This window comes from Caballeronia arvi, from assembly GCF_001544695.2.
In the GTDB taxonomy this organism is placed as follows: domain Bacteria; phylum Pseudomonadota; class Gammaproteobacteria; order Burkholderiales; family Burkholderiaceae; genus Caballeronia; species Caballeronia arvi.
On the sequence record NZ_FCOM02000038.1, the window covers coordinates 34,162 to 55,888 of the forward strand.

General features: G+C 60.8%; 20 protein-coding genes. All 20 read right to left on the reverse strand.

Annotation, left to right across the window (positions count from 1 at the left end; translation table 11 throughout):
- Positions 1 to 347: 347 nt before the first annotated feature.
- Positions 348 to 2,069 carry an ATP-dependent helicase gene (locus AWB74_RS30060; RefSeq protein ID WP_061150278.1) on the reverse strand — a complete coding sequence of 574 codons (1,722 nt, stop codon included), beginning with the start codon at positions 2,067 to 2,069 and terminating at the stop codon, positions 348 to 350.
- Positions 2,070 to 2,089: 20 nt separating this feature from the next.
- The gene (locus tag AWB74_RS30065; RefSeq protein WP_061150279.1) at positions 2,090 to 2,926 is read right to left on the reverse strand and encodes a hypothetical protein; all 837 of its coding nucleotides are present in this window, start codon (positions 2,924 to 2,926) and stop codon (positions 2,090 to 2,092) included.
- Positions 2,927 to 3,281: 355 nt separating this feature from the next.
- Complete coding sequence (locus AWB74_RS30070) at positions 3,282 to 3,896, reverse strand: DUF4400 domain-containing protein (protein WP_061150280.1); 615 nt, start codon at positions 3,894 to 3,896, stop codon at positions 3,282 to 3,284.
- A complete protein-coding gene (locus AWB74_RS30075) occupies positions 3,889 to 4,143 on the reverse strand; it encodes a hypothetical protein (RefSeq protein ID WP_087039290.1) in 255 nt (84 codons plus the stop codon). Before AWB74_RS30075 ends, AWB74_RS30070 begins: the two co-directional genes overlap by 8 nt.
- Entirely contained in the window at positions 4,100 to 4,618 is a 519-nt protein-coding gene (locus AWB74_RS30080) for a hypothetical protein (RefSeq protein ID WP_061150281.1), read from the reverse strand. Before AWB74_RS30080 ends, AWB74_RS30075 begins: the two co-directional genes overlap by 44 nt.
- Before the next feature lie 11 nt (positions 4,619 to 4,629).
- Entirely contained in the window at positions 4,630 to 6,501 is a 1,872-nt protein-coding gene (gene traD / locus AWB74_RS30085; protein WP_061150282.1) for a conjugative transfer system coupling protein TraD, read from the reverse strand.
- On the reverse strand, positions 6,498 to 7,877 hold the full coding sequence (locus tag AWB74_RS30090; protein WP_061150283.1) for a TraI domain-containing protein: 1,380 nt from the start codon (positions 7,875 to 7,877) through the stop codon (positions 6,498 to 6,500). The genes traD and AWB74_RS30090 overlap by 4 nt, the downstream gene beginning before the upstream one ends.
- Complete coding sequence (locus AWB74_RS30095) at positions 7,877 to 8,887, reverse strand: type IV secretion system protein (protein ID WP_235024734.1); 1,011 nt, start codon at positions 8,885 to 8,887, stop codon at positions 7,877 to 7,879. The genes AWB74_RS30090 and AWB74_RS30095 overlap by 1 nt, the downstream gene beginning before the upstream one ends.
- Before the next feature lie 14 nt (positions 8,888 to 8,901).
- The gene (locus AWB74_RS30100) at positions 8,902 to 9,669 is read right to left on the reverse strand and encodes a hypothetical protein (protein WP_061150321.1); all 768 of its coding nucleotides are present in this window, start codon (positions 9,667 to 9,669) and stop codon (positions 8,902 to 8,904) included.
- A gap of 45 nt (positions 9,670 to 9,714) precedes the next feature.
- Entirely contained in the window at positions 9,715 to 12,177 is a 2,463-nt protein-coding gene (locus AWB74_RS30105; protein ID WP_061150285.1) for a VirB4 family type IV secretion system protein, read from the reverse strand.
- Positions 12,171 to 12,434, reverse strand: coding sequence for a conjugal transfer protein (locus tag AWB74_RS30110; RefSeq protein WP_061150322.1), 264 nt, complete (start codon positions 12,432 to 12,434; stop codon positions 12,171 to 12,173). Before AWB74_RS30110 ends, AWB74_RS30105 begins: the two co-directional genes overlap by 7 nt.
- Positions 12,435 to 12,480: 46 nt before the next feature.
- On the reverse strand, positions 12,481 to 12,834 hold the full coding sequence (locus AWB74_RS30115) for a TrbC/VirB2 family protein (protein WP_061150286.1): 354 nt from the start codon (positions 12,832 to 12,834) through the stop codon (positions 12,481 to 12,483).
- 14 nt (positions 12,835 to 12,848) lie between these two features.
- On the reverse strand, positions 12,849 to 13,898 hold the full coding sequence (locus tag AWB74_RS30120; RefSeq protein WP_061150287.1) for a CpaF family protein: 1,050 nt from the start codon (positions 13,896 to 13,898) through the stop codon (positions 12,849 to 12,851).
- Between the two features lie 745 nt (positions 13,899 to 14,643).
- Positions 14,644 to 15,999, reverse strand: a complete 1,356-nt coding sequence (locus AWB74_RS30125) for a vWA domain-containing protein (protein ID WP_061150288.1) — start codon at positions 15,997 to 15,999, stop codon at positions 14,644 to 14,646.
- 9 nt (positions 16,000 to 16,008) lie between these two features.
- Positions 16,009 to 16,923: a hypothetical protein gene (locus AWB74_RS30130; protein WP_061150289.1), complete on the reverse strand. Its 915-nt coding sequence runs from the start codon at positions 16,921 to 16,923 to the stop codon at positions 16,009 to 16,011.
- Between the two features lie 131 nt (positions 16,924 to 17,054).
- Positions 17,055 to 18,080, reverse strand: coding sequence for an ATP-binding protein (locus AWB74_RS30135; protein WP_061150290.1), 1,026 nt, complete (start codon positions 18,078 to 18,080; stop codon positions 17,055 to 17,057).
- A gap of 580 nt (positions 18,081 to 18,660) precedes the next feature.
- On the reverse strand, positions 18,661 to 20,007 hold the full coding sequence (locus AWB74_RS30145) for a hypothetical protein (RefSeq protein ID WP_143749329.1): 1,347 nt from the start codon (positions 20,005 to 20,007) through the stop codon (positions 18,661 to 18,663).
- Between the two features lie 101 nt (positions 20,008 to 20,108).
- Complete coding sequence (locus AWB74_RS30150; protein ID WP_061150293.1) at positions 20,109 to 20,555, reverse strand: hypothetical protein; 447 nt, start codon at positions 20,553 to 20,555, stop codon at positions 20,109 to 20,111.
- A 229-nt stretch (positions 20,556 to 20,784) separates the two neighbouring features.
- Complete coding sequence (locus AWB74_RS30155; protein ID WP_061150294.1) at positions 20,785 to 21,249, reverse strand: hypothetical protein; 465 nt, start codon at positions 21,247 to 21,249, stop codon at positions 20,785 to 20,787.
- Complete coding sequence (locus AWB74_RS30160; RefSeq protein WP_235024735.1) at positions 21,246 to 21,644, reverse strand: hypothetical protein; 399 nt, start codon at positions 21,642 to 21,644, stop codon at positions 21,246 to 21,248. The genes AWB74_RS30155 and AWB74_RS30160 overlap by 4 nt, the downstream gene beginning before the upstream one ends.
- Between the last annotated feature and the right edge of the window lie 83 nt (positions 21,645 to 21,727).

A 21,727-nucleotide genomic window follows, 5' to 3' on the forward strand; every position in this document is an offset into this window, starting at 1 on the left:
CACCACGCGCGGCGCTCCCCGTGACCGTTCCACCCGACGAGGCTGATGATGTACCAACCTCACGTGCTCGAATTTTGTCACAGGCGCAGCCAAGGCCTGCAACGCACCTACAAAGTCACGCTCAATGTGACGCAGTTATCGTGCGGCGCGTTCGCCTATGAGTCCTGAGTGCATCACGAGGGTTCCTTCAAGGGAAACGGGATTGTCTTTCCCCTTGCGTCAGGCGACCTCGACAGCGCCATCTCAGAGGCGCGGGCTCGGATCGAGACGGACGTTGAGCAGCTTACGGCGTGTCTGAATGAACGTGCCGCGACGTGTCTGCTGCTGTCTGGACGTGGCCTAATAGGTTAAGCGGCCTGAGCGACCGCGATTTTCGCTTCGCTGACGAATTTCGACTCGAAATTCTTGCTCGTGCCGGAGATCATTAACGACTCGCGCGCACGCGTCATTGCCACGTAGAACAACCGCCGCTCTTCCGGCTCCGTCGATTTCGGATCAGGCACCACAGTCTCTTCGCTGCGTGCGATCCACACGTGATCCCATTCCAGCCCCTTTGAGCTATGCATCGTCGTGAGGATGAGTGCACCGGGCGTCGGCTCGTTATTGGTCTGCCGCAGGAAAAGAAGGCGTTCGGAGAATGTGCCGGAAAGACGAGACAGCACGTCATCGGTTGCCTGAATGGCGCGACTCGCCGCCTCCTTCTTCGCATACTTCATCATCCATTCAGCGACCCCCGAAAGCGTCAACGAATGAAACTTGCGCTCGCACAGACTTTGCCACTCAGCGAGCCGCTTCATGAATTCGCGGTAGTTCGTGGCGACCTCCTCAGGCAGACCGAGGGCAACCAACTCGGCGCGCCCCTTCTGTGTGAACTCCGCCCCCATGTCTGCGTGTAGCGCCCGAAGCTGCTGCGCGGTCAGGCCCAGGTGAGCGAACACCGCGTCGAGACCCGTATCCTTCACGCGCTCGACGATTTCGAGCAGATTGCACATGAGCGCGCCTTCCGGCCGGCTGAGCACCGAAGCGCCGGAAGCCCGGTAGTACTTGACGCCATGCGAGCGGCAGACGGCTTCCAGCGGGTCGAGAATGCGGTTTGTGCGGGCAAGAATCGCGCCGGACTGGCCCTTGGCGAGCAACGGACCGAGCACCTCGACGGCAGCGACTGCCTCCTCGTATTCGTCAGGATGACGCGAACTCAGCACGCTGCCGCCGGGACCTTTCTCCGCACGCAGCGTCTTTCCGATCCGATCGACGTTGTTACGAATGACCCGATCCGCCGCCGCCAGAATCTCTGAACGGCACCGATAGTTGCTGCCGAGCACGACAGGCTTCGCGGCGAAGGCCTGGATGAACGACTCCATCCCGCGATAGCCGAGCGCTTCCCGAAACGCGTAGATGCTTTGATCATCGTCGCCCACGACGGTGACGATCGACCCCGCCTTCGCATGCAGTTCGATCCAGCGGTATTGGAGCGGGTCGGTATCCTGAAACTCGTCGACGAGCAAATAGGTGAACGCGTACGGCAGGATCGTGCCGTTTTCCATCCCTTCCACGGCCAGGCGCAACATGTCCTGGAAGTCGATCTTGCCGTTGCGCGCGAGCGCGTCTTGATAGGCGTGGTACAGTTCGCCGTCGTCAGTGTTGGGGTCGCACCGACCGAAGTTCGTCTTGATCTTCTCGATCGTTGGGATGACATCTTCGGCCTTCCCCTCGCGGCCCAACTCCTGCATCACACGGATGAGAAGACCAAGCCGATCGCCGTCGGATGCGATATCGAGGGGCCGCGCGCCGGGACGCTTAAGCTGCTTGAACGCAAGGGAATGGAAGGTGCCCGCGATCAGCCGCTTCTTCACGGCGTCGCCGGCAGCCTTGAGAATACGCTCGCGCAGTTCGATGGCGGCATCCTTGGAGAAGGTCACCGCGCCGACCATCGCGGCGCTGTCCTGCAGCAGCAAGGCTGCTTTGGTGGCGATCGTCTTGGTCTTGCCCGCGCCCGGGCATGCGATCGCCACGCAATGCTGACGCAACTGGGCGACTTCCCGTTGCTGGGGATTGAGTTCGTCCAGCATCCCGCCTCCTTTCGTGCCCTTTAGCTGCCGCGTACCGTCGTCATCAGCTTCAGGTGCGTCATGTACCCGCGAATGCCCAGCGGATTGAAGCGCTTGAGAAAGTTGACCCCTTCATCATCGACGTCCGACTGATCGCGAATGCCGTTCCACACCATGAAGTCGAAGTGATCCATCGCCCGGTCGAATTTCATGATTGCGCTCAGCACGCGCATCGAGAAACGCGAGTAAGCCTCGACCTCGATATCCATTGCCGGCATCGGGATCGTCGGCTCGAACACGAATTCCTTGTTGGCACGAAGCTCAGCCTCTTTCTGCTGGCGGAATCCTTCGGCCACTCGAAGCTGCTCATCGACATAGACCTCGATGCCTGCCAGGAGCTTTTCCAACGCGCTGTTGACGACTTCCTTGTCGCTCTCGCCGAATGTCGAGCGGCCGAAACGCTGCATGTTGATGCTCATGCGGTTGATGTACGGCCACCATTGCTCGAACAGCGGCTTGAGCCGCGTGTGGTTCAGGCGCACTTGCGCGGTGACGACCGCCGCCCCCGACAACTGGCGATCCAGCAACTGACGGCCGATCTCGCGACGGCGCTTGATGATCGCGATACGCTCGGCGGCCGGCAGGTCACGGAACAGCTTGCGAGTCTTCGCTACCTCGGCGCGCTTCATGTTCGCGTCGTCGGTCGAGATCACACCTTCCTTCTGCAAACGGTCCGCGTCCACCTCCATCTGGGTGAGCTCGCGCTCCAGCTCGCCGTCGTCGGCCCCGTCCGTCGTGAGCGGCGCTTCGGTCGTGCCTTGTTCCAGCGCGGCCAGCGCGACCTGATTGTCCTTTTCGGTTTCGACCACAGTGCTCATCTGCCTCTCCTGTCCAGACCCTTCGGTCCGAGTTCGTCATTTGGAAATAGGCAAGCGAACGCGCTGCCCATAGTCCTCATTGTTGCGGGGGCGAGCGCCCACGGACGATCAAAACAGAGGTTATTTGAAGCGGCTTTCGTGGGTGGCGACGGAATCGGGGCAGGGATAACGGTCACCTTGTAACAGTTACCCCTGTGAGAGCGGCAAGACCTATATGGGTAGCAGGACCGCTGCCGGAGGGCCCGGATTGATGGGCGCGGAGGAAGGCGAAAGAAAGAGCTATCCGGATAGCTCTCTCGGCGGGATAAGACGCATTTTTTTGCGAGCTTTTCAACCAACCACTTACGATCCGCTTCTACCGTGACGACTGGAACGACTCTGCCGCCTTCCAGAGCAACGCGCCTAGCAGCGCGGCCACGACGACCCAATAGCCTGCAAGCACGGGCAAGGGCACAACGAGCACGCCGAACAGCGTTCCGCTCACGAGCAACAGTCCGTGTCCCGCAAGATGGAACGACAGAGGACTGACAAAGCCAGCGGCCGACGCCTTGATCTTTCGACGCGCCGTGCCGTCGATGAACATGCCGAGCGCAAACTCCAGCGTGCCCACGATCCACATCTTCATGACCATCGCGCGGAACAGCATCCGGTACACGAGCAGCCAGAAATTTTCGGTCCAGGTATGGGCGAAGGTAGAGAATCCGCCGTCGTTCATGCCGCCCACGTTACCGGACGCGTTGAGCGTGCGATGCAGCAGGTCTGTGTCGACAAATGCATGCCGAAACGTCTCGTTGGCATGGCGCACCGCTTCGTCCGCACGCCCCTGCCCGACCGACGAGATCAACGAACTCGTTTCGGCTTCCGGCACCTCGAACAGCCTTCGCTCCGGAATCGCGGGCATCACGGCGATCGAGAGCACCGGTACCAGCAAAAACCACACTTTCAGATGCGACCCGAAGCGGCTAGCCATGCAGCACCTTCACCAGCATGAGCACCGGAATCGCGACGATCGCAACCAGGCCGCCCCAAAAGAGCGCGGGTCGCGTCTGCCCGATGGTCGCGAACGCGTAGCACCGTGCGCCCGCACCGTATGTAAACTCCTCGGGTACAGGCGCATTGACCTCGCCATCGAACGCGCCAGCGATGTCGCATGCGCGTTGCGCCGTGTGGGGATCAGCTCCCGACAGCTTCGCTATGATCGTAACGGTGAGCGACATCGTATTCCTCAAAGTAACGGCGGAAGGCCTCGCCCTGCAACACACGCGAGGCCAACTGGAAAGCGGCGGTGCGCTCGGTAATGTGCTCCGGGCAGCGCTCGTCGACCATCTCGAATTCGTAATTCGCGTGACGCTCCTCGAAAGCCGGAATCGCGTCGATCATGGGGCACCAGACAGCGACCTTTTCACCACGCCGCGCCACGTACCGGCGTGCATAGAGCAGCTTGGCCGGCTCGAACAACCCTTGCATGAAAGCGACGTGGGGGTGACCCGCGCGCTTCGCGCGCCTGAAGCCATCGAGCGCCGATTCGATCATCTCCGCGGCCAGCGGCCGCTTATCTCCCATAAACCGCTCGCCGATGAAGTCGGCCACACGCGAACAGGCAAGCTCGAGTTCCGGCGCGACGTTGAAAACCGGAATCAACCTGTGTGACAGCTTGTGATCGCGAATGATGTTTTTGTATGCAGCGGACATAGTCTTGAGTGTTAGCCTTCGATGATGGGAATACGACCCTGGTACACGGCACCGCCTGAGATGCGCATGAAGTACTGCAGATTCGGCAAGCTGTGAAGCAGCTTCACGGGAATGAGCGGCACCTTTTCGAGTTGGATCGAGCGCGACTGCGAGCCGCTGAATTCGAGCGCATGGGCCTCGGTCGTCGTATTGGTGCTGTTCGAGATGTTGACCACCCGGACCGCCGTCTCGCCCACCTTGTCCGAGAACCACTTGGCGGTGTCGCTATCTTCCAATCTTAAAACGACCTGATTATTTAGGTTTCCTAATACCTGTAGCATTTTCGCTGCGTTTCCAAGTTTCGCTTCGAGGTCGGCCCGCGCCTGGAAGGCGACGAACGCCTTGAACCCTGCCCCGCGCCCCTTGTTCAGGATTTGAATCACCTGTTCGTTGATGGCTTCGGCAATTTCGTCAATGATCAGAACGACGTCGGGCTTTTCCGCGTAGAAGTTGTAGATCGCGCCGCACACCGCCGCGACGTCGGACAGCGCCATCGAGGCGATCGCTTTCTGCACGATGTTGTTCGACAGCGAATCGAGCCCCATGTACAGCACGGCCTTCTGCTTGATGATCTTGTCGATGTCCCAGATCTCGCGCTCGTCGTCGAAATCATCGGCCTTCGGCGCGAGCATCAGGCCGGTCTCACCGGTGGCTAGCATCTGCAGCAGCGGCAGCGCCGACGCGATGATGCGCATGTAATGCTCGCGATCGTGCGTGTGCGTGGCGATCAGACCATCGAGCGTCTCGTGCCCCTTGTCGTGTGCGGCGAACTTGTCCAGGTAAAGTTTGGCCATTCCATCCGTCAGCGACACGTCATTGCGACGTTGGGCGTCCTTGACGGTGGCTGCGACGGTCAGCTCTTCCCAGTTCGTGAGCCCATTTTCAACGAAGAAGCGGCGCAGGCAGCGCTCCAGCAGATTGCCGATGCCCGACTGCGCGTATTTCAGGATCGAACGCAGGTTTGGCTTGTCGCCTACGTACAGTTCGCCCTTTACGGCGCGATCGATGAACAGGAACGCGAAGTCCCGGAACGGTCCCTCCTCCATCAATTGCGCGATCCGCGAGGGGATTTCCGAGGGCTGCGACCAGTTCTCGAGCGGATTGAGCCTGATCGACTCGTTGGGCTTCGCCTGATTGAAGTACAAGAACTTCCGACCTGCGCGGGCGCACTCCTTTTCAACCCGCCTTTTCCACTCGTCGTCGTTCTTGGGGTCGACGATGATGAGCACGTCGTTCGGATTGTGAATGACTTGGGTCGAGATGACCTCATAGGTGCGCGTCTTGCCCGCGCCCGTGGTGCCTCCGACGAGCGTGTGGCCGCCCATCGCCTTGTAGTGGAACGGCACCCGGACCTTCTTTGGCTCCATGCCGTGGATCCACGATGAGCCTTGCGGCATGCGATCGCGAATGCTGTCCCTCGGTCCGAACAGGCTCTCGATGCGCGTCTCGACGCCCCGCCCGATCTCCGTTCTCGACAGCCACTTCGGCAACGACGGAATGTCGGTCACCGGCATGCGGAGGATCTCGTGCGCAATCTGCGTGTGCTTCTGCGTCCATTCGAAGCCGGTGCCGAGGTACATCGAGTCCGCTTGCTGCTTCATGAGCTTTTGCGTCGCGAGCAGCTTGTCGATGTGGATCTTGCTAAGCCACTTGGTGGAAATCGCCATGCGGAAGCTCAGCGCCCTCCACACCTGAACGCCTCGAATCACCAGGAGCACCGCGCCCACGAGCGCGAAGGCCCAGCCGTACGGCATGCCCGAAGTGAGAATGCCCACCATCAGGACCGGCCAGAGGAGAAACGGCCGGAACTCGTAGATCGGACGGAAGTGGTTGACGTATTTCATGAGGTCGGCCGCTCCGAGATGAGCCTTCCTGCACGCTCGACAATGCAGACGTCATTGCCGTGCGCGCGAAGAAGCAGACTGCGTTTCCTGAGTTGCTCGACCAACGTGTCGCTGGTCATGCCGTACGCACCGACCAGGCGCTTTTGCACCGCCAGTCCCTTCTCTTCCCACGCCACCTTCGCTTTTCCCGATGCCACGTCACCGGCCAGCGCTTTGAAGAACTCCTTCAACATCGCAGAGCCCGGGCCCAGCACTTCATTCAGCGCCTCGTCTGTCGGCCCCGTTTTCGACGACGCGCTGCGCGAAGGCGCACCTGCGGTCGCAGGATCGACGGGCGCCGGACGCGACGACGCAGCACCGGACTCGACAGTTTCCACTGTGGGGCGGGAAGAGGGCTCAGTCGAGGCCGCTGCAACGGCCTGTGCGTCGCTGCGCTCCAACGCATCGAGCAACGACTGAGAAAACTGGGGGCCAGCGGCGGGCACTGCAGCGGTTGCGCCAGAAGTTGCGGCAGGGCTTGCAGTAGCGGGCACATTCGGCGCGGCTTGAGCGGGTGCTGGCGTCGCCGGCGAGGCCGAAGGCTGGAATCCAGCGGCGGCGCTTTGCGGTGAGGCCGCGACGATCTGCGGCTCGAGTTCCAGTGCGACATGAACTGCGGACGGCACATCGAACTTCACGGGTGCGAACACCGCGCGCTGCGCCTTTTGCTCAAAATTCACCGAGACGTCCATGGCCTGCCGCACGACCTTGTGCACCAGTGCCTCGAATCCCTGCGGACTGCGTTCGGGATTGATCGCGTTGAACAGGTCAGAGTGCACCGCGGTATCGAGCCCTTCGAGCAGTTCGGGCGTGATAACGGTCTGCGCGAACATCGCCGTGCGCATCCGTTCGTTTTTCAAGGGCGTCGCGCGCCGGCGGACGGCGTAGTGGTTCGCGCCTATCCAGAAGCCGAACGCACCGTGCGCGGCAGGGTTCCATTGCTCGCGATCGGACTGGCGGACAAACTCGAAGTGGCGGAACGGCTCGTCGAGCAGCGAACACGCTGCGGCAAGAAACACAGCGTAGTTGTATTGCGGCTCGAGCTTCCTGCGCTTGTCCGAAGTCAGGTCTGCCGCGAACTTCTGGCCACCGGCCAGACGCATCGCGTAGAAGGTCGATTCGATGGTCGCCCGAAACGCGCCACCCGGCTCGCAATGCAACTCGGGCGTGAGCGGCATCGAGGAGAACCAGTTCGCACAACGGCGGAGCACTGCCACCCACTTCCGCGCAAATTCGGCGTCGGTGCTTTCGTTGGCACACTGACGTACCAACTCGATGCGTTTCTGATGCGTCGTGAAGAGCGCTTCTACGGCAATCGGTTCATGCAGCACGCCCATTACAACGCTCCCTTGAGGAGTCTGAGCGCTCCGGTGCCGGTCGCAGTCGCACCGCCGCCGAAGATCGTCGCCAGCTTCGGAATCTCGAACGACAGCAGAAGGATGAAAATCGAGAGATCGAAAACATACGCGCCGTTCACAGTCGTATTACCGCCGACATTCGTCGCGGCCGTCACCGCGTTCGTGATCGAGTTGCCGACCAGCTTGATCAGTATGGCGACGATAACGATATACATGCCCGCGCTGATCATCCAATCGAGCCATTTCACGAAATAGTTTCGCGTATAGGACGAGAAGCCGAGCGCGAGCGCGATCGGCCCGAGCACGATGCCAACAGCCGCTTGGATTTGGCCCACCGCCGAGAAGTACACGAACACGATCGAGGCCACGCACATGAAGGCGAACGCCAGGCCGAGAACGATGATGTCCGCCACCGAGCCGCCCAGATCCAGCAAACCAGCAAGACTAAACTTGGCTTTCACGGCTTCAAAGATGGTGCCCGCCAGCTTTGCCATCGCCGCACCGGTGCTGCCGTTATTGCCCCCGCTGATATTCGACGCCAGTTGCTCGAACCAATTCCAGAAGCCAGAGGCCGTGGTCGTATAGCCGAGATAAAGGGCAACGAAGATGCCCAAAATTGCGACTTCTTCGAAGAGATTGACCCAGGCTGACACCGGATGATGGGTTCCTGCGAAGCGCACGCCGACGAGAACGAGCGAGATGATTCCCAAACCCCACGCAAACCTGTTCGCCTCGGTCATGACCCCCGTGCTTGTCGCAATCGCCGACGGAATAAGTGAGCCGAGTAATACGCGAATCTGTTCAGCCGCTTGCGTCGCGCCGTTCGCGAATTCCCCGGGTTTGCTTTGCAGCGCCGCAGTGCCGGCCGTGCCGGCGGTCGCATCCGAGCCCGACGTCGCGCTTGCCGCTTGTGCGCACGCGGCCGAGGACGAGCCGACGGCGCCGCAAAAGATCGCGAACATCAGGCAAAGCGTGCGAAGGATCGTCATGACGTGACGGTTCATCATTGCCCCAGTGTCGTCGACGAGCCGATCTGCGCATCGAAAGCCGCCCGTTCGCGATCCTGCTGCGCCTTCAACGCGGCTTTCGCGTTGTTATTGGCCTCCTGCTGAGCGACAGTGGCCGAATCCTTGACTGCGTCGCTGCGTTGCTTGGCCGCCATCATCGAGATGAGATCGCCGTTCTGGCTCGAAATGATGTCCAGCATGTGTGTGGTCAACTGCGCGGTCGCCTCCATCGTCGGCGACATATTCAGCTTGTCTTGAATTTCCTGCCGGCGCTTCGCGAGCGCGCCGACGTGCGAAATCACGTCGTTGCCTTGCTGGAAGAGTTGCTTGGCCGTCTTGTCGTTGTTCTGCAGCAATGTGTTTTGGTCAGTGAACCACTGTTCGGGCGTCTTGCCCGATTGCGTGATAAGCGCCTGAACCTTGCTCGCATACTCCGCGTTGCTCTGCAGGCCGCCATACAGATCGTTGAGGGCACTGGTGTATTTCGACAGATCCGTGATATCGCTGGTGATGCTCTTGAACTGAGCCAGCATCGCGGCGGAATCAAGATTGGTCGCCTGCTTAAGCTGGTTCAACATCATCTGGTACTGGTAAATCAGGTTGCTATCCTGATAAGCCTCACCTTTGACGGCCGCCGCCGCGGTCATCGTGTTCTGAATGAAGTTTGACGCATCGAACACGGGCATGTTCGCATGGGCGTGTTGCACGAATCCGACCGTCAGGACGCCGGTCGCGACGATGCAGCGAAGAATTTTCTTGATCATGGCCATTCAGTCCGTTGAACCTTCGATTGAGAGTTGGAGTGCGGGTTAGGCGTTAGCAAGCACGTCGCGCACGTAGTCCTGCTGCCACTGGGCACTTCCAGACTTCACGTGCTTGTCGAGTAGCGCTTGAGCGCGCCCGTCCGAGCGCAAGTAAGCCAGCGCTTCCTTCGGAAACTGGGCTTGCAGCATGCGTGTCTGCGTGGCCGTCACCCACAGATAGTCGCGATTGGGCACCGCGTCCGAGATCATGCGGATCTGATGTACGGTCAGGCCGAAGATGTCCCGATAGAGCGACTGGTTGTTGATCGCGTCGCTGTTGGGCAGATAGATGATGTTCGGGATGTTCTCTTTGAGAATCTCGAAGTTCGGCACTCGCGCGAGTTGCCCGAGCGACTGTGTCGCCATGAGCAGTGCTGCGTTGAGCTTTCGGATCGTGACGGCCCAGATTTCCAGACGCGCGTAGAACTTCGGGTACGTGAAGAAGAATCCCGCCTCCTCGATCTCGATCACGGTGTAGCGCTTGCCGTCCAGAATCTGCGCAATGCGATAGAACGCGTAGTCCATTAACAGCGCGGCCGCAACCGGAAAGTTCTGGAACAGGTCGCCCATCTCGATCGAGAGGTTGTCCGAGATATCGAAGCCGTCCTCGACGTGGTCGAAGAAACGCCCGTTCTTCTGCCCTTCCGTCCACACGAACAGGCGATCTCGAAGGTCGGACGACAGCAGTGTGATCAGCCCCGACAGCCGCCACGTTTCAGCTGGGTAGCCCACCGCGAGCGTGCGAATGCGCTCGAAGATCTCCGTTTCTTGCTGCGGGGTACAGGTGTAATCCTCGCCTTCAATGACGAGTTGCACCCAGTCCGCCACATACGGCCAGTGCTTCTCGTCGCCGATCAACGAGAGCGGATTCACCGACGTTGCCGCCTCGAAACGACCCGTGGCGTCGATAAAGCGCCCGCCGGCGAGTAGCGTCGGAATGCGCGTCGAACGATCCTTGTCAAAGCGGATGCGGCGCGCGCCGTGACGCTCCGTCTGCTCCATCAAGTAGTTCAGGAAAATCGACTTACCACCGCCGATCGGACCCACGACGAGCAGATGGGCCTTGCCGCCCGGATGATGGAGATCGAAATACTGGAGGGTCCGATGACGGGTCGGCAGGCAAGTGAGCGGCCCGGTTTTTGTGCCGGACTGCTCGGTCAGCCAGTCGTTGACCTTCTTGCCTTCGCCGACACTGCACAGAGGCGCGATGTCCGAGATCGCGGGCGTCTCGACGAACTGCAGGCGCTTTTGCTGGTCCCAACGGCCCGGCAAGGTCGCGCTCCAGGAGGCAAACAGGTTGGTCTTTTCCTGAATCACGCCGAAGCCGGCGTTGCCGATGACGCCCACGACCTGACGCGTCGCGTCCTCGCACTCCTCGGGCGTGTTGCCGTATACCACCACGGAAATATTAGCGAAGCCGTACTGCTGGCCTTCAGCGTCGAGCTTGGCGAGCGCATCGCCCGCCTCTTTGGCGAGCAGCTCGCGCCCCTCGTCGTTCTTCTGCTCCTCCTTCGTTGCCCACTGCTTCAGGATCGCGATCGGATTGAAGGCTGCCACCTTGTAAAACCCCCGAATTTTCTTGATGTAGCTGCTCGCGCGAGACGTGTCGAGAAAGCGGAACATCACGCAGACGTCCAGCTCCGCATCGACCTGCGCGAGCACGTCGAGCGCCGCTTCCTGAAAGCCCATCCACTCTTTCACGCCGATGATGCGCGCATACACCTTGCCGTGCGCGGACTCGAACATCAGTTCGGTCGCGCCGATCGTCACTTCAGTCTCCGTCAGATGCGTGTCGAGCATCGTGACCGGATAGCGCACCCGGCGTTTCGGACTCGAGGGATTCGCTCTCTGATGCAGGAACGATAGGATGTGCTGCAACTGAAGGCGCTTCATGTTCAGACGCGTGACGCCACCCGTGAATCCGTCGATGACGGACTCGAAGCGCTTGATCTCGTTCTGGATCTTCGTCAGGTCGAACGCGAAAGCGCTGCGCGCGAGAATCGTGTCTTTCGCCGCCTCGAACATCGCGGCGAACAGATTCTTCCCGCCCACGGTCATGTGGTAGCTGATCTTGTCGAACACACGGGAAATGCCGGTCTCGGGCGTAAACGCGAGCGCGAGTGAATGGGAATTCTTGAAGTATTTCCCGCTGCCGATGTTCGCCTGATTGATGGCGTCGATCTGCGCGGCGGCCGCCGAGGAGAACGTCCCGTCAATCCCGCCCTTCACGCGCCGATGCGACATGCGCCACCACGCGGTCACCCGATGATCGAAGTTGCGACAGGCGTGGTCGAGGTTGTCGCGCGCGGCGGTGATATCGCCCGGATTGGGCGAATCGGCGTCAACGCCATCGAACTCGAACACGGTCAGGAGCGACCCGTCCTTATTGAGCACGAGCTCGGGCGTGACCAGCGTTGCCCACGGTGCGATTTCCTGCACTGCGCGCTTCGTGAAGATCATTTTCAGCATTGGAGATCCTGATCAAAGCCGTATGGGCGCTTGAACCGCGCGCTGAACTTCTCGCTCGGCCCCGGCTCGTAGACGTCCGGATAGCGGTTATAGACCAGCATCACGATTCGCCACCAAGGATCGGTCGAGCTTTTCCATCGCAGGAAGACATGCACAATGACCCCGACGACGAGAAACGCGGGGCTCCAACTCGTGTAGCAGAGCAGCGCCGTCAGCGTCCCATTGAAAATCGCCAAGCCCCTATCTGCCCCGCCCATCTGGCGCGGCAGCGAAAGTCCTCGACTCACCTTGTGCTGGCGCATATCAGCAAGCAACGGCCATCTTGAAGTGATCGCGCATGATCGGCACGGCCACCGAGGCGATGCCGAGGCCCACCAGCACCACCGAGAACGTCTTGGCGATGTTGCTTTCCGAGTTGGCCACCGCGACGCCGCCGATAGTGATGAGCACGATGCCGATCCCGTACAGGTACGGGCCGCTGATGAGGTTGCTGATCGTGCAGATGATGTCGGTCAGTCCCGTGAGCGACGAATAGTCGCCGGCGGCCATCGCCGCCATCGACACGACACTCAGCAGCGCGCCTACGAGCATCGGTTTGCCTGGGCGCAGGCGCTTGGCGAGCGTTGCGGCGTGGTTCAGAACGTTCATTCCCTTCATTTTTGATGCTCCCGTTAAAAAACACGTTGTAGGTCGTAATCGTTATCTTTGAAGCCCCGGATTTCGAGGATCTCGGAGACGTGCCGCATTTCGCCGGTGCGCTTGAAATGCACGACGTAGTTGAAGCAATCGGCGATGCTTTTACGCATGTCCTCAAGCTCCCAGCGCGAGCCGTTGGGGATGCCGAGCATGGCGAGCGATTCGAGGCGGCTGAGCGCGGTGCGCCCGTTGTTGGCGTGGATCGAGGCCAGTCCACCGTCGTGGCCGGTGTTGAGCGCCTGCAGGAGGTCGTACGCTTCACCGCCGCGCACTTCGCCGACGATGATGCGATCGGGACGGAAGCGCAGGCAGAGAGCGACGAGCAATTGAGTCGTGACGTTCGTGTCGGCGTTGACCAGCAACCGCACCCGGTTCGGGACGTGCAGCTTCAGTTCCATCGTGTCTTCAATCGAGATGACACGCTGGTCCGCGGGAATCTGTTCGATGAGCGCGTTGAGGAACGTCGTCTTGCCGGCCGACGTGCCGCCGGCGACCAACACGTTTTTGCGCGACTGCACGAGCGCGACAAGCGCGCGCATCAGCGCTTCGTTCTCGATGCCTTCCTCAAAGTGGATCGCTTCGACGAATTCCGGTCGGGCGTTGGCTGCGGCGAATGCGCCCATGCTCACGTAGTCGGTGAGCGCGAGCTTGGATTCGCGGTGCTTCCGGATACTGAGCGCGTGCCCGTCGATCGATGTCGGACTCATGACGGCCGCAATACGCAGATTCTGGTGACCCGCGTTGATGATCCCTTTGTCGCTCCCCGCCTTCGCCGATTTCTCGACCGACGAGGCGAGCGAATAGATCGCGCCTTCGAGGTGCTCAGGCCGCAGATCGATGTTCTCGCGCGTCATCACACCGCGCCGCTCGACCCATACGTTGCGGTAATCGTTGATCATGATTTCCGCGAGGTCGGGCGCGTCGAGCAACTCGCGCAGCGGCGCAAGTGCCCGGAAGAACATGCGCACCGCCTCCGCTTCGAGCGGGCGCAACTTCAACAGATGGTTGTCGGCGGTGTCTGACATGCGATGCTCTGTGGGCGATCTAACATGTCGAGTATTGTTCGCGTTGCAACGCTCCCGCGGATGCTGAAAGAGGCGTCAAATTGTGCGGCTTTTGATGAGCGACGCCGACGCACTGGTCTACGACACTGCGCGAAAGAAGCTTGCCACGCTATCGAGAGCACGGAGAGCTACCTGGGTAGCTTTGTCAGCGGGGAAAGACGCTGAAAAAGATGTAGCTTTCTCGGCAAGCAGCGGGTCAATCTTTGCTAAACATGGAGTCTTTAGACTGATCCGACTAGCGGACGTGTAGGAAACCATAATTGAGATTGGGATACAACCTGTCTGCACAGTGTTGAACGCGAAAGATGTAGTAAAAACACTATGGTCGTGCGAGGGCCACTTGAATCGGTCAAACCCGTTCGTCATTTTCGAGTCGTCAGAGAAACTTGCACAGCGTGTGCATCGGGCACTGGAAGCGGGATATGCAAGTGGCGAGCCGGGGATTTGTTGGTGGTTGAAGGCGAACTTTCGCGACAGCGGTGTTCTTCAATGGTGGATCGAACCCCACGAACATATCTCACGATGGCGTTATCTCCCTGTCGTTCGTCGCGGGATCGACAAAGAGCTGCGGCGCCTCGCGACGTTACTCAATCCATTGACCGAATGACTGAATGCGAACACGAGGCCGAACGAGGATTCGAGAAACAAAAAACCCCGCTGACTCTGCGGGGTTGTTTTCAGCAATGTCCAGATCGACTGCACTGGTTTAGCAAATCACCTCCACTGTTTCGCCGAACGGCGCCTTGCGAGCGCGCGCAAGCGGTGTGGTCGATGCCCACAGCACCGGGTAATGCGGTGCGACGGCCGGAAACCGCCCATCCATATCCGTCAGATAGACGAGAAACGCCGGATTCATGCCGTCCTGCACGACGCGATTGAACGGCTCGACGAACGCCGTTCCGCCACCGCCGCGCACCGGCTTGATCTCCGGCGAGTCGCCGCGCTCGAAGACCTGCACCTGCGTCACGCGCGTATCGCAATCCATCACGATGAGCCGCGCCGGCTTCAACGAGTGGAAAACCGAGAGGATTTCCGCATCGAACTGCGCCTGCGTCTCGTCGAACACCGAGCCGCTGGAGTCGCGCACGAAAACCGCATCGCCGATCGCTGGCGTGTGCAGCGCGGGCAGATAGAACCCGAGATGCAGATACCGGCGGTTCGGCGTCGCGAAGCTGTAGTCGGAGGGCGAGCACTGCTGCGCAAAGCGATGCAGCACTGCACGCCAGTCGACGACCGGCCGCACCGCCTTGCCCGCCATCGCCTGCAGATCGCCCGGCAGCTTGCCGCGCATCGCGGCCGCTTTCGCGGCTTGCGTCACGGCAACCTTCCATTCCGCTTCCTTCACCGGCTGGTCCGGACCCTTGTACGGCCGAACTTCCCCAAAGGACCCAGGATTGGAGGGCTGCTGACCCGGTTGAGGTTGCTGACCCGGCCGCGGAGCTTGCTGCCCACCCTGCTTCCCGTTCGACTGCGACGGTTGATTGGGCGGACTCGGCTGCTGCTGGCCCTGTGGATCCGGCTGCGGTTGTGATTTAGGCTGAGATTGCTGCGGCTGCGGCTGCGGCTGCGGCTGCGGCTGCGGCTGCGGCTGAGGCTGTTGCTGTTGCTGTTGCTTCTGCTTGGCCTCCTGCGTGAGCAACCCGTAGATCTCCTCGGCCGATTTCCCCGTATAACGCGGATCGATCAGCGCGCCCCTGGGCAAAACCATGCCGGCGGACACCACGATCGGATTGATCGCATAGTCACAGGCATCGTTCCACCGATCCGGATCGCGCGCGCCCTGGCGCCAGCAATGGCCATTGGCCACGTGCAGCACCTCGTGCGCGACGACGCCGCGCACTTCAAGGTCGCTCAGCGAATCGAGATAGGCGGGGTTAAAGCCCATCGTCTCGCCATCCACCCAGAACGTCTTGGCTGACGGATCTTCGCGGACAGCCAGTCGCAGCGCGAGCGCGCCAAAGAATGGCTGCGACAGGACGAGCTCGGTGCGCTGCCGGGCAATGCGCGGATGGACCGCGCAATTGCTCGACATGGCCCCCAACACGATCGTATTGCGGTCCATGACGCCCCCTTACGCGACGAGGCGCAGTAGCTGCGAACGTTCCGATTCGACTTCCATCGGCTCCGGCTGCATGCCCATGAACGCAGCCATTAACCCCTCGATCTCCTGTGCCTTGCTGGCCACCTGAGAGCGCAGCACGCGCGAATCCTTCAACTCCGCGCCCGTGTGCACGGCCAAATGCGTCTTGGCCTGCTCGAGGATGTGCGTCAGTTGCGGGTCGTTCGAGAAGTTGAGCTTCGGCAGCAGCGCGCAGAGCTCCCGCACGTTGTTGGCGACGTCCAGTCGGACGTTGCCCGTCGCGTACAGGCGGTTGGCCATCTGCGAAACGGCCTCGTAGAGACGGCGCACCAGATCGTCGTTCGCGGTCGCGATCGACGCTAGAACGTGCTGGTCGAGCTCGCTCTTGAGCGTCGTCAGCACGTTCGCCGGCAACTCGACGCCGAACTGGCTGGCGTCAGGAAACGGCAGCACAGCCATCTTCACGCCGAACTTCGTGGACAGCTCAGCGAGAGTCGGATAGTCCGCCTCGTTGAACAACCCATTCAGTTCCTCGCGAGCAGCTTCCTTCAGGTTGAGGTAGTCGGTCAGAAACACGGAAACCGCCAAATCGAACTCGTCTTTCAACGAGCGCATCTTTTCGGCGAAGTCCATGTAGACCATCGTTGGCAGCAGGCGCACGCCCAACTGGTCGTACTTCAGGGTGTGGTCATAGAAATACGAGCGGATGCGACCGGCGAGCGTTCCGACTTCGGCGAAACTCGGCGCGTGCTCGGGCAACAGGCGTTTGTTGAATCTGCCGATGCCCTTCGTGTGGTGCTTGTTCTCGACCTCCTCGGTCACCTTGCCGTCAAAACGGCGGGCAACCCAGGTGGAAATCGTGACCGAGCACAGCATGACCTTCGATTGAATTGAAGTGATGTCCATGAGAAAACTCCGTGTAGAAAGGGAATGGATGGAGCCAAGAAAACGGCCCTGCGCGTCCGAAGACACAACAGGGCCGAGAGGTGGCGCTGAAAGACGTGAAGCTGAGACAGAGAGTGAAGCTGAGGAACGTATTACTCGCCGCGGATGATCTTGCCGATCTCACCGCCTTGAGCCGCGATGAACGCGTACGAGTTCTGGATCTGCGGGGAGCGCCCGACTGCATCGCGCACCAGCAGCGCCACGAACTCGCGATGCCCTTCGGCTGCCAATCGCTCGGCGTAGCGCACGATGCGATCGAAATTCGCCTCGGTCGCGCGCGCCGCGAGCGCGGCCGCGATCGCAAACAATGCCGCCGGCATCGTGGGGATCATCGCCGTATCGGGTGCGAGGAGAATCGCGTCCGGCTGCGGCAGCTCGCGGAAGATCTGGAGGAAGCCGACGAGTTCGGTCGCCGCACCCTCGCCCACCGATCCGGCGTAGGAGATGTGCTCCAGATGTTTGGGGACTACATCCATGGTTTTGGCCACGAACCCCCAGCTACGCGGACTAGGCGTGTTCTCAATATCGCGCGACGTTTTCTGCACGGACAGCAAGTCCGGGCGGAAGCGCAGGAACGCGATGAGCGCGGGTGGGATGTTTTCGCGCACGGCCCACTGCGTCCAGCCTTCGATCGATGGTTCGAGTTCGACCACCGTGGCGAACCGGGAAATCACTGGATCGAGGATGCCCGACACACCGGCGTTGTCCGTCCGGCGGTTGGTGGCCGCGAGGAAGGTCACCTGCGGCGGGAGCACGTGCTCGCCCACACGCCGCGCGAGCAGCAGCTGCATCTTGGCGGCTTGCACGGCGGGCGAGGCCTGCCCGAGGTCATCCAGAAACCAGATGAGCGGGCGTCTGGCGGTCATCGCGCGTTCCAGATCCCCGAAGGGCAGGAATTTCGCGGTTGCGCCGTCTGCCGAGGGAAACGGCAACCCTTTCGAGTCGGTCGGATCCTCGACGACCGGATGGCTGATGAGCAGTTCGTGATCGGTCGCTTGCGCGGTCTGTTCGACGATGTCGCTCTTGCCGATGCCGGGGCGGCCAGTGATCAGCACCGGAAGGCGCTTCGGCACGTACAGCGAGAGGAGTTCACTGAGTTGAGCGGGCGTGACTTTCATGATGGCTTCCAGAGAAGCCCCATAAAGACTACGCCCGTAGGGACGTGGTCCCTAGGGGGCATTGATACGGCAATAAGAAAAATGCCGGCTGGTGACGGCAAGGTCGATGCGTCAAAGACGCGGGTGATAAGAGCAGTGTAGGGAGCCGGCCGCGCTGGCAACGGCGAAATGATCGCTTTTTTGGGGTGCCTTATCCGACCGCGCCCGTCTTGATGGCGAAAAAAAACCCGGCACGGATGCCGGGTTGGTTAAAGATTGTCTGATTAGCTCCTGCCGTGTCCGAGAGGAAGCGTCTGTGATGAACCTACTGACCAGTCCTTGCCGGATCAGGCTCCGACAAGGGTGATTCTTCCGGCAGCTTATGTCGTGATGGCGCCATCCTGCGCAGCCATTGTGCGTCAGGTTGCGCGCTGCTCGAGCGACGCTCGCGCATAGGCTAGCGTGCCGTCGGTTGCACGAAGCGATACCTGCAGGCGACGCACAGGGTCGGCGAGCGCGTACCGCACGCTTGCGCCCTGGCGGACGCTAACGATCTCCGAAAAGCCTTCAGCGATCGTGCGATCGACCCAATCGGCTGCGGTCAAGACAGCACCGTCCTCTGTACGAACACGCGACAACAGCGCCATCTCGCGGGCACGTGCAACTCCACGCGCAACGCGCCGCGCCTCACGCTGCGACACGGACAGCGCCTCCCACTCCCCCTGCTGCGCCGAATCCATGCCAGCCAACTCGAAGATCGCCCGACGCCGCGCCGCGGCGCGGCGCGAACGCCGATAAGCTTGATGCCGAACACTTCCCGCACAGCCTGTTTCGTCCCGCGGTTCGCGTCGTCTGGTCGATCAAGTACGCTCAGCAGGTACGACATGTCGGCTTCCTGAATTGCTCTCGCGAGATCGTTGCCGAACGTGTGCGTGGCCCTGCCGTGATCGAGAATGGCCACTTGCTTGCCCAGTTCGAGATCGCGCTTGCTCTTCATGCCCGCTGCCCGCGCCTGCTCGAGTTCGCTCAACCGCTTGTCACGCGTTTGATCAGCCAATGTCCGCCTGAGCACTTCCGCGAACGTGCATGACGGCTGTCCGACGTCGACCGGCTTCAAGTACGTCTCTGGCAATGGGTGCTGATCGAGCACACCCTTCGCGAACAACAGGTCATCGACTTCCACCGTTGACGGCTCGTCTCGGGCCAGGCCCATGAGCATGACAAGCAACGCGGCGTTCTGTGAGGTGATCGCCTGCTTCGAATGACGCATTACGGACGCGAGCGCCGCGAGCTTGGGAAGCGGCAGCGCACCACGCAGTTCAGGCACAACAAGCAGCGACTTTGCCCATTGCAGGTCCGAGTTGAACTTCGACAACGAGGTGTAGTCGTCGATCACCGTTTGCGGAACCGGCTTTCCTGCGGCGAGCGCATAGGCGACATGGACCTCATGCCGACCGTTGCGCTGACCGCCTCCGTCCTCTACGACTGGGCCTGCGTAAGGAAACCCGAAGCGGCGTTCGGATTCTTGCTGCAGGTGCTCGAAGAGATCCAGACCGCGGGGGCCGGACTGACCCGCCTCCTCGTTGGCTTGCGGTACCTGATCGGATGAAAACAAATACAGCGGATCCCGAGCCAGATCGAAGGCAAGATACAGCAGTTGCCAGTGTTCGCGGCGGATTTGCCACGGCTCCAATGCGGCGAACGCAGGTCTGAAGTACGCCCCGTCGATTTCGTCGATCAGCGACAGGAAGACGCTTGTCGCAGTGCCGGGCCTGCGCACGGTCAATGTGCCATTGAAACGGGTGACCGAAACGGGATGGCCGAAGAAGGCGAGCGATATGTCGGCCGCATCGAGGCCAGCGGTAAGCTTGTTGCTCCGGAAGAGGCTCAACACCTCGAGCATCGTGCGGAAGGACTGGGAAAATCCTGCGAAGGAAAGCTGGTACATGATCGATTGCCTCAATGAAAAGCCGGGCGATCGATCCCCGTCGGGTCGATGCCCGGCAAGGGTGGGCGGCGCCTAATGGCGCGAGGAAAGTGAGAACGGCGTTACGCGGCGTCGAGCAATCGCGCAATCACCCGCGCGAGCGTCCACGCGTGGTCGCTCGAGAAGACCTTTGCGCGCAGCAACGGCGTCACTATGTAAGACCGCTCAATAGCGTCATGAAGCGGTCGGCGGCCAATCCAGTCGACGTGGATGATCCACCCCTCCGAATTGCCAGTGCACACAGACACGGAGACCCGGTCCTGCGAGAACAACTCTGGCCACGGTCTGCTGTGGCGAGCGCCGTAGACGGCCTCATTGGCGTCGTCGAGCATGTTGGCCGGACACAGCCACTCCGGCTCCACATCGGTCTTGCACAAGACCCGGGTCAGGTCTGAGAAAACTTGATTCACCGTTTTACCTTGGGTGTCCAGCCGGGCGACAGCTTTGAGATCGACTGCGCCAGAGGCGCTGACGCCCATTGGCAGTGCGGCGGTGATCGGTTGAGGCATGGTGGGGCTCCTGAAATGCGAAACGCGCCCGTAGGCGCGCAAAAGCGATGGACGAAAAAAAACCGCACCCCGAAGGGTGCGGCTTACGTGTTGTGACTCAGCTTGCGCTGGGTAGAATCATTTACCCCAATCGCGTTCGCGATCGGCTTTCCGGCCGTTGTTGGAGGTCCACATGAAGAAAGCTGCAATGGACACGCCAAGCACTAAAGTGAAGATTGATGCACCCATATCATTCCCCTTTCACCGCATGGTAACCCGCATACCACAATAGTACTCCAAGACCGGCAAGGATCGTCGACCCCACGATCGTCGACAGAGTCCACGACGACGCAGAGTGCACATAGCCCACCAGCCCGCCAATCGACGCCGCCGATAAAGTGTGAAGGTACCGGCCATTTTGCTGGCGCTGGTCCTTAGTCGGCGTCGCGATTGCGTGAAGCACCTGTCGGAATCCCGGGCCAGGGTCAGTAGGAATTGAAATCACATACCCACCGCCACTTACCGTCGCGACCGGCAAGACGTAGCCTTTGTACTCCAGGCTGAACGACGGCGAGCACTCGGACTCCTCCATCTTGCTCAACAGCCCGAGCACACGCGGCGCCAGATGAACTTGGCCCGTTGCTGGATCGAGGGTGACCCGGTCGACGATCGTCGTGCCGGAGCTGTACTCGATTTTCACCTTCGCCAGTTTCATCGACGAACCCCGCATTTCAGATCGATGCCGCCGGTGAGACGCAGTCCATCAAGCATTGCCTGATAGCCGCCCCGGGTTTCAAGCTGCTGCAGGGAGACGTGGTTCTCACCGCCACCGGTGAAGTCGGAGCGGCCACGCCGTGTTCTAAAAAACAGCGCGACGCCCGAGCCACAGCGCCGCTCGACTACATCGACGAATAGCGTTTCGGTACGAAGCGACACCCGCACCGAAGAACTGCCACGGCGTGAATCGTTGACGATTTCATGCGAACTGCCGGCAAGCCGCAAGTCTTGCGCGACGCGTCGGAGAACGCGCGTTGCATGACGCTCAAGGGCCGCCTTCGCGCCAGAATTGGCGCTGCTGCGGTCCGCGTAAAACATTCGGGGAAATTTCATCATTGCCTCGGATAAGACGAGGTAGGTCCCTTGCGGGAGCCTGCCCCGCAAGGGATTTGCGCGGTTCGCACCGCGCATTAAAG

Coding starts and splice junctions, on each gene's coding strand:
- AWB74_RS30060 (WP_061150278.1), bottom strand. CDS start 2,069: ATGCTGGACGAACTCAATCCCCAGCAACGGGAAGTCGCCCAGTTGCGT.
- AWB74_RS30065 (WP_061150279.1), bottom strand. CDS start 2,926: ATGAGCACTGTGGTCGAAACCGAAAAGGACAATCAGGTCGCGCTGGCC.
- AWB74_RS30070 (WP_061150280.1), bottom strand. CDS start 3,896: ATGGCTAGCCGCTTCGGGTCGCATCTGAAAGTGTGGTTTTTGCTGGTA.
- AWB74_RS30075 (WP_087039290.1), bottom strand. CDS start 4,143: ATGTCGCTCACCGTTACGATCATAGCGAAGCTGTCGGGAGCTGATCCC.
- AWB74_RS30080 (WP_061150281.1), bottom strand. CDS start 4,618: ATGTCCGCTGCATACAAAAACATCATTCGCGATCACAAGCTGTCACAC.
- traD (WP_061150282.1), bottom strand. CDS start 6,501: ATGAAATACGTCAACCACTTCCGTCCGATCTACGAGTTCCGGCCGTTT.
- AWB74_RS30090 (WP_061150283.1), bottom strand. CDS start 7,877: ATGGGCGTGCTGCATGAACCGATTGCCGTAGAAGCGCTCTTCACGACG.
- AWB74_RS30095 (WP_235024734.1), bottom strand. CDS start 8,887: ATGACGATCCTTCGCACGCTTTGCCTGATGTTCGCGATCTTTTGCGGC.
- AWB74_RS30100 (WP_061150321.1), bottom strand. CDS start 9,669: ATGATCAAGAAAATTCTTCGCTGCATCGTCGCGACCGGCGTCCTGACG.
- AWB74_RS30105 (WP_061150285.1), bottom strand. CDS start 12,177: ATGCTGAAAATGATCTTCACGAAGCGCGCAGTGCAGGAAATCGCACCG.
- AWB74_RS30110 (WP_061150322.1), bottom strand. CDS start 12,434: ATGGGCGGGGCAGATAGGGGCTTGGCGATTTTCAATGGGACGCTGACG.
- AWB74_RS30115 (WP_061150286.1), bottom strand. CDS start 12,834: ATGAAGGGAATGAACGTTCTGAACCACGCCGCAACGCTCGCCAAGCGC.
- AWB74_RS30120 (WP_061150287.1), bottom strand. CDS start 13,898: ATGTCAGACACCGCCGACAACCATCTGTTGAAGTTGCGCCCGCTCGAA.
- AWB74_RS30125 (WP_061150288.1), bottom strand. CDS start 15,999: ATGGACCGCAATACGATCGTGTTGGGGGCCATGTCGAGCAATTGCGCG.
- AWB74_RS30130 (WP_061150289.1), bottom strand. CDS start 16,923: ATGGACATCACTTCAATTCAATCGAAGGTCATGCTGTGCTCGGTCACG.
- AWB74_RS30135 (WP_061150290.1), bottom strand. CDS start 18,080: ATGAAAGTCACGCCCGCTCAACTCAGTGAACTCCTCTCGCTGTACGTG.
- AWB74_RS30145 (WP_143749329.1), bottom strand. CDS start 20,007: ATGTACCAGCTTTCCTTCGCAGGATTTTCCCAGTCCTTCCGCACGATG.
- AWB74_RS30150 (WP_061150293.1), bottom strand. CDS start 20,555: ATGCCTCAACCGATCACCGCCGCACTGCCAATGGGCGTCAGCGCCTCT.
- AWB74_RS30155 (WP_061150294.1), bottom strand. CDS start 21,249: ATGAAACTGGCGAAGGTGAAAATCGAGTACAGCTCCGGCACGACGATC.
- AWB74_RS30160 (WP_235024735.1), bottom strand. CDS start 21,644: ATGAAATTTCCCCGAATGTTTTACGCGGACCGCAGCAGCGCCAATTCT.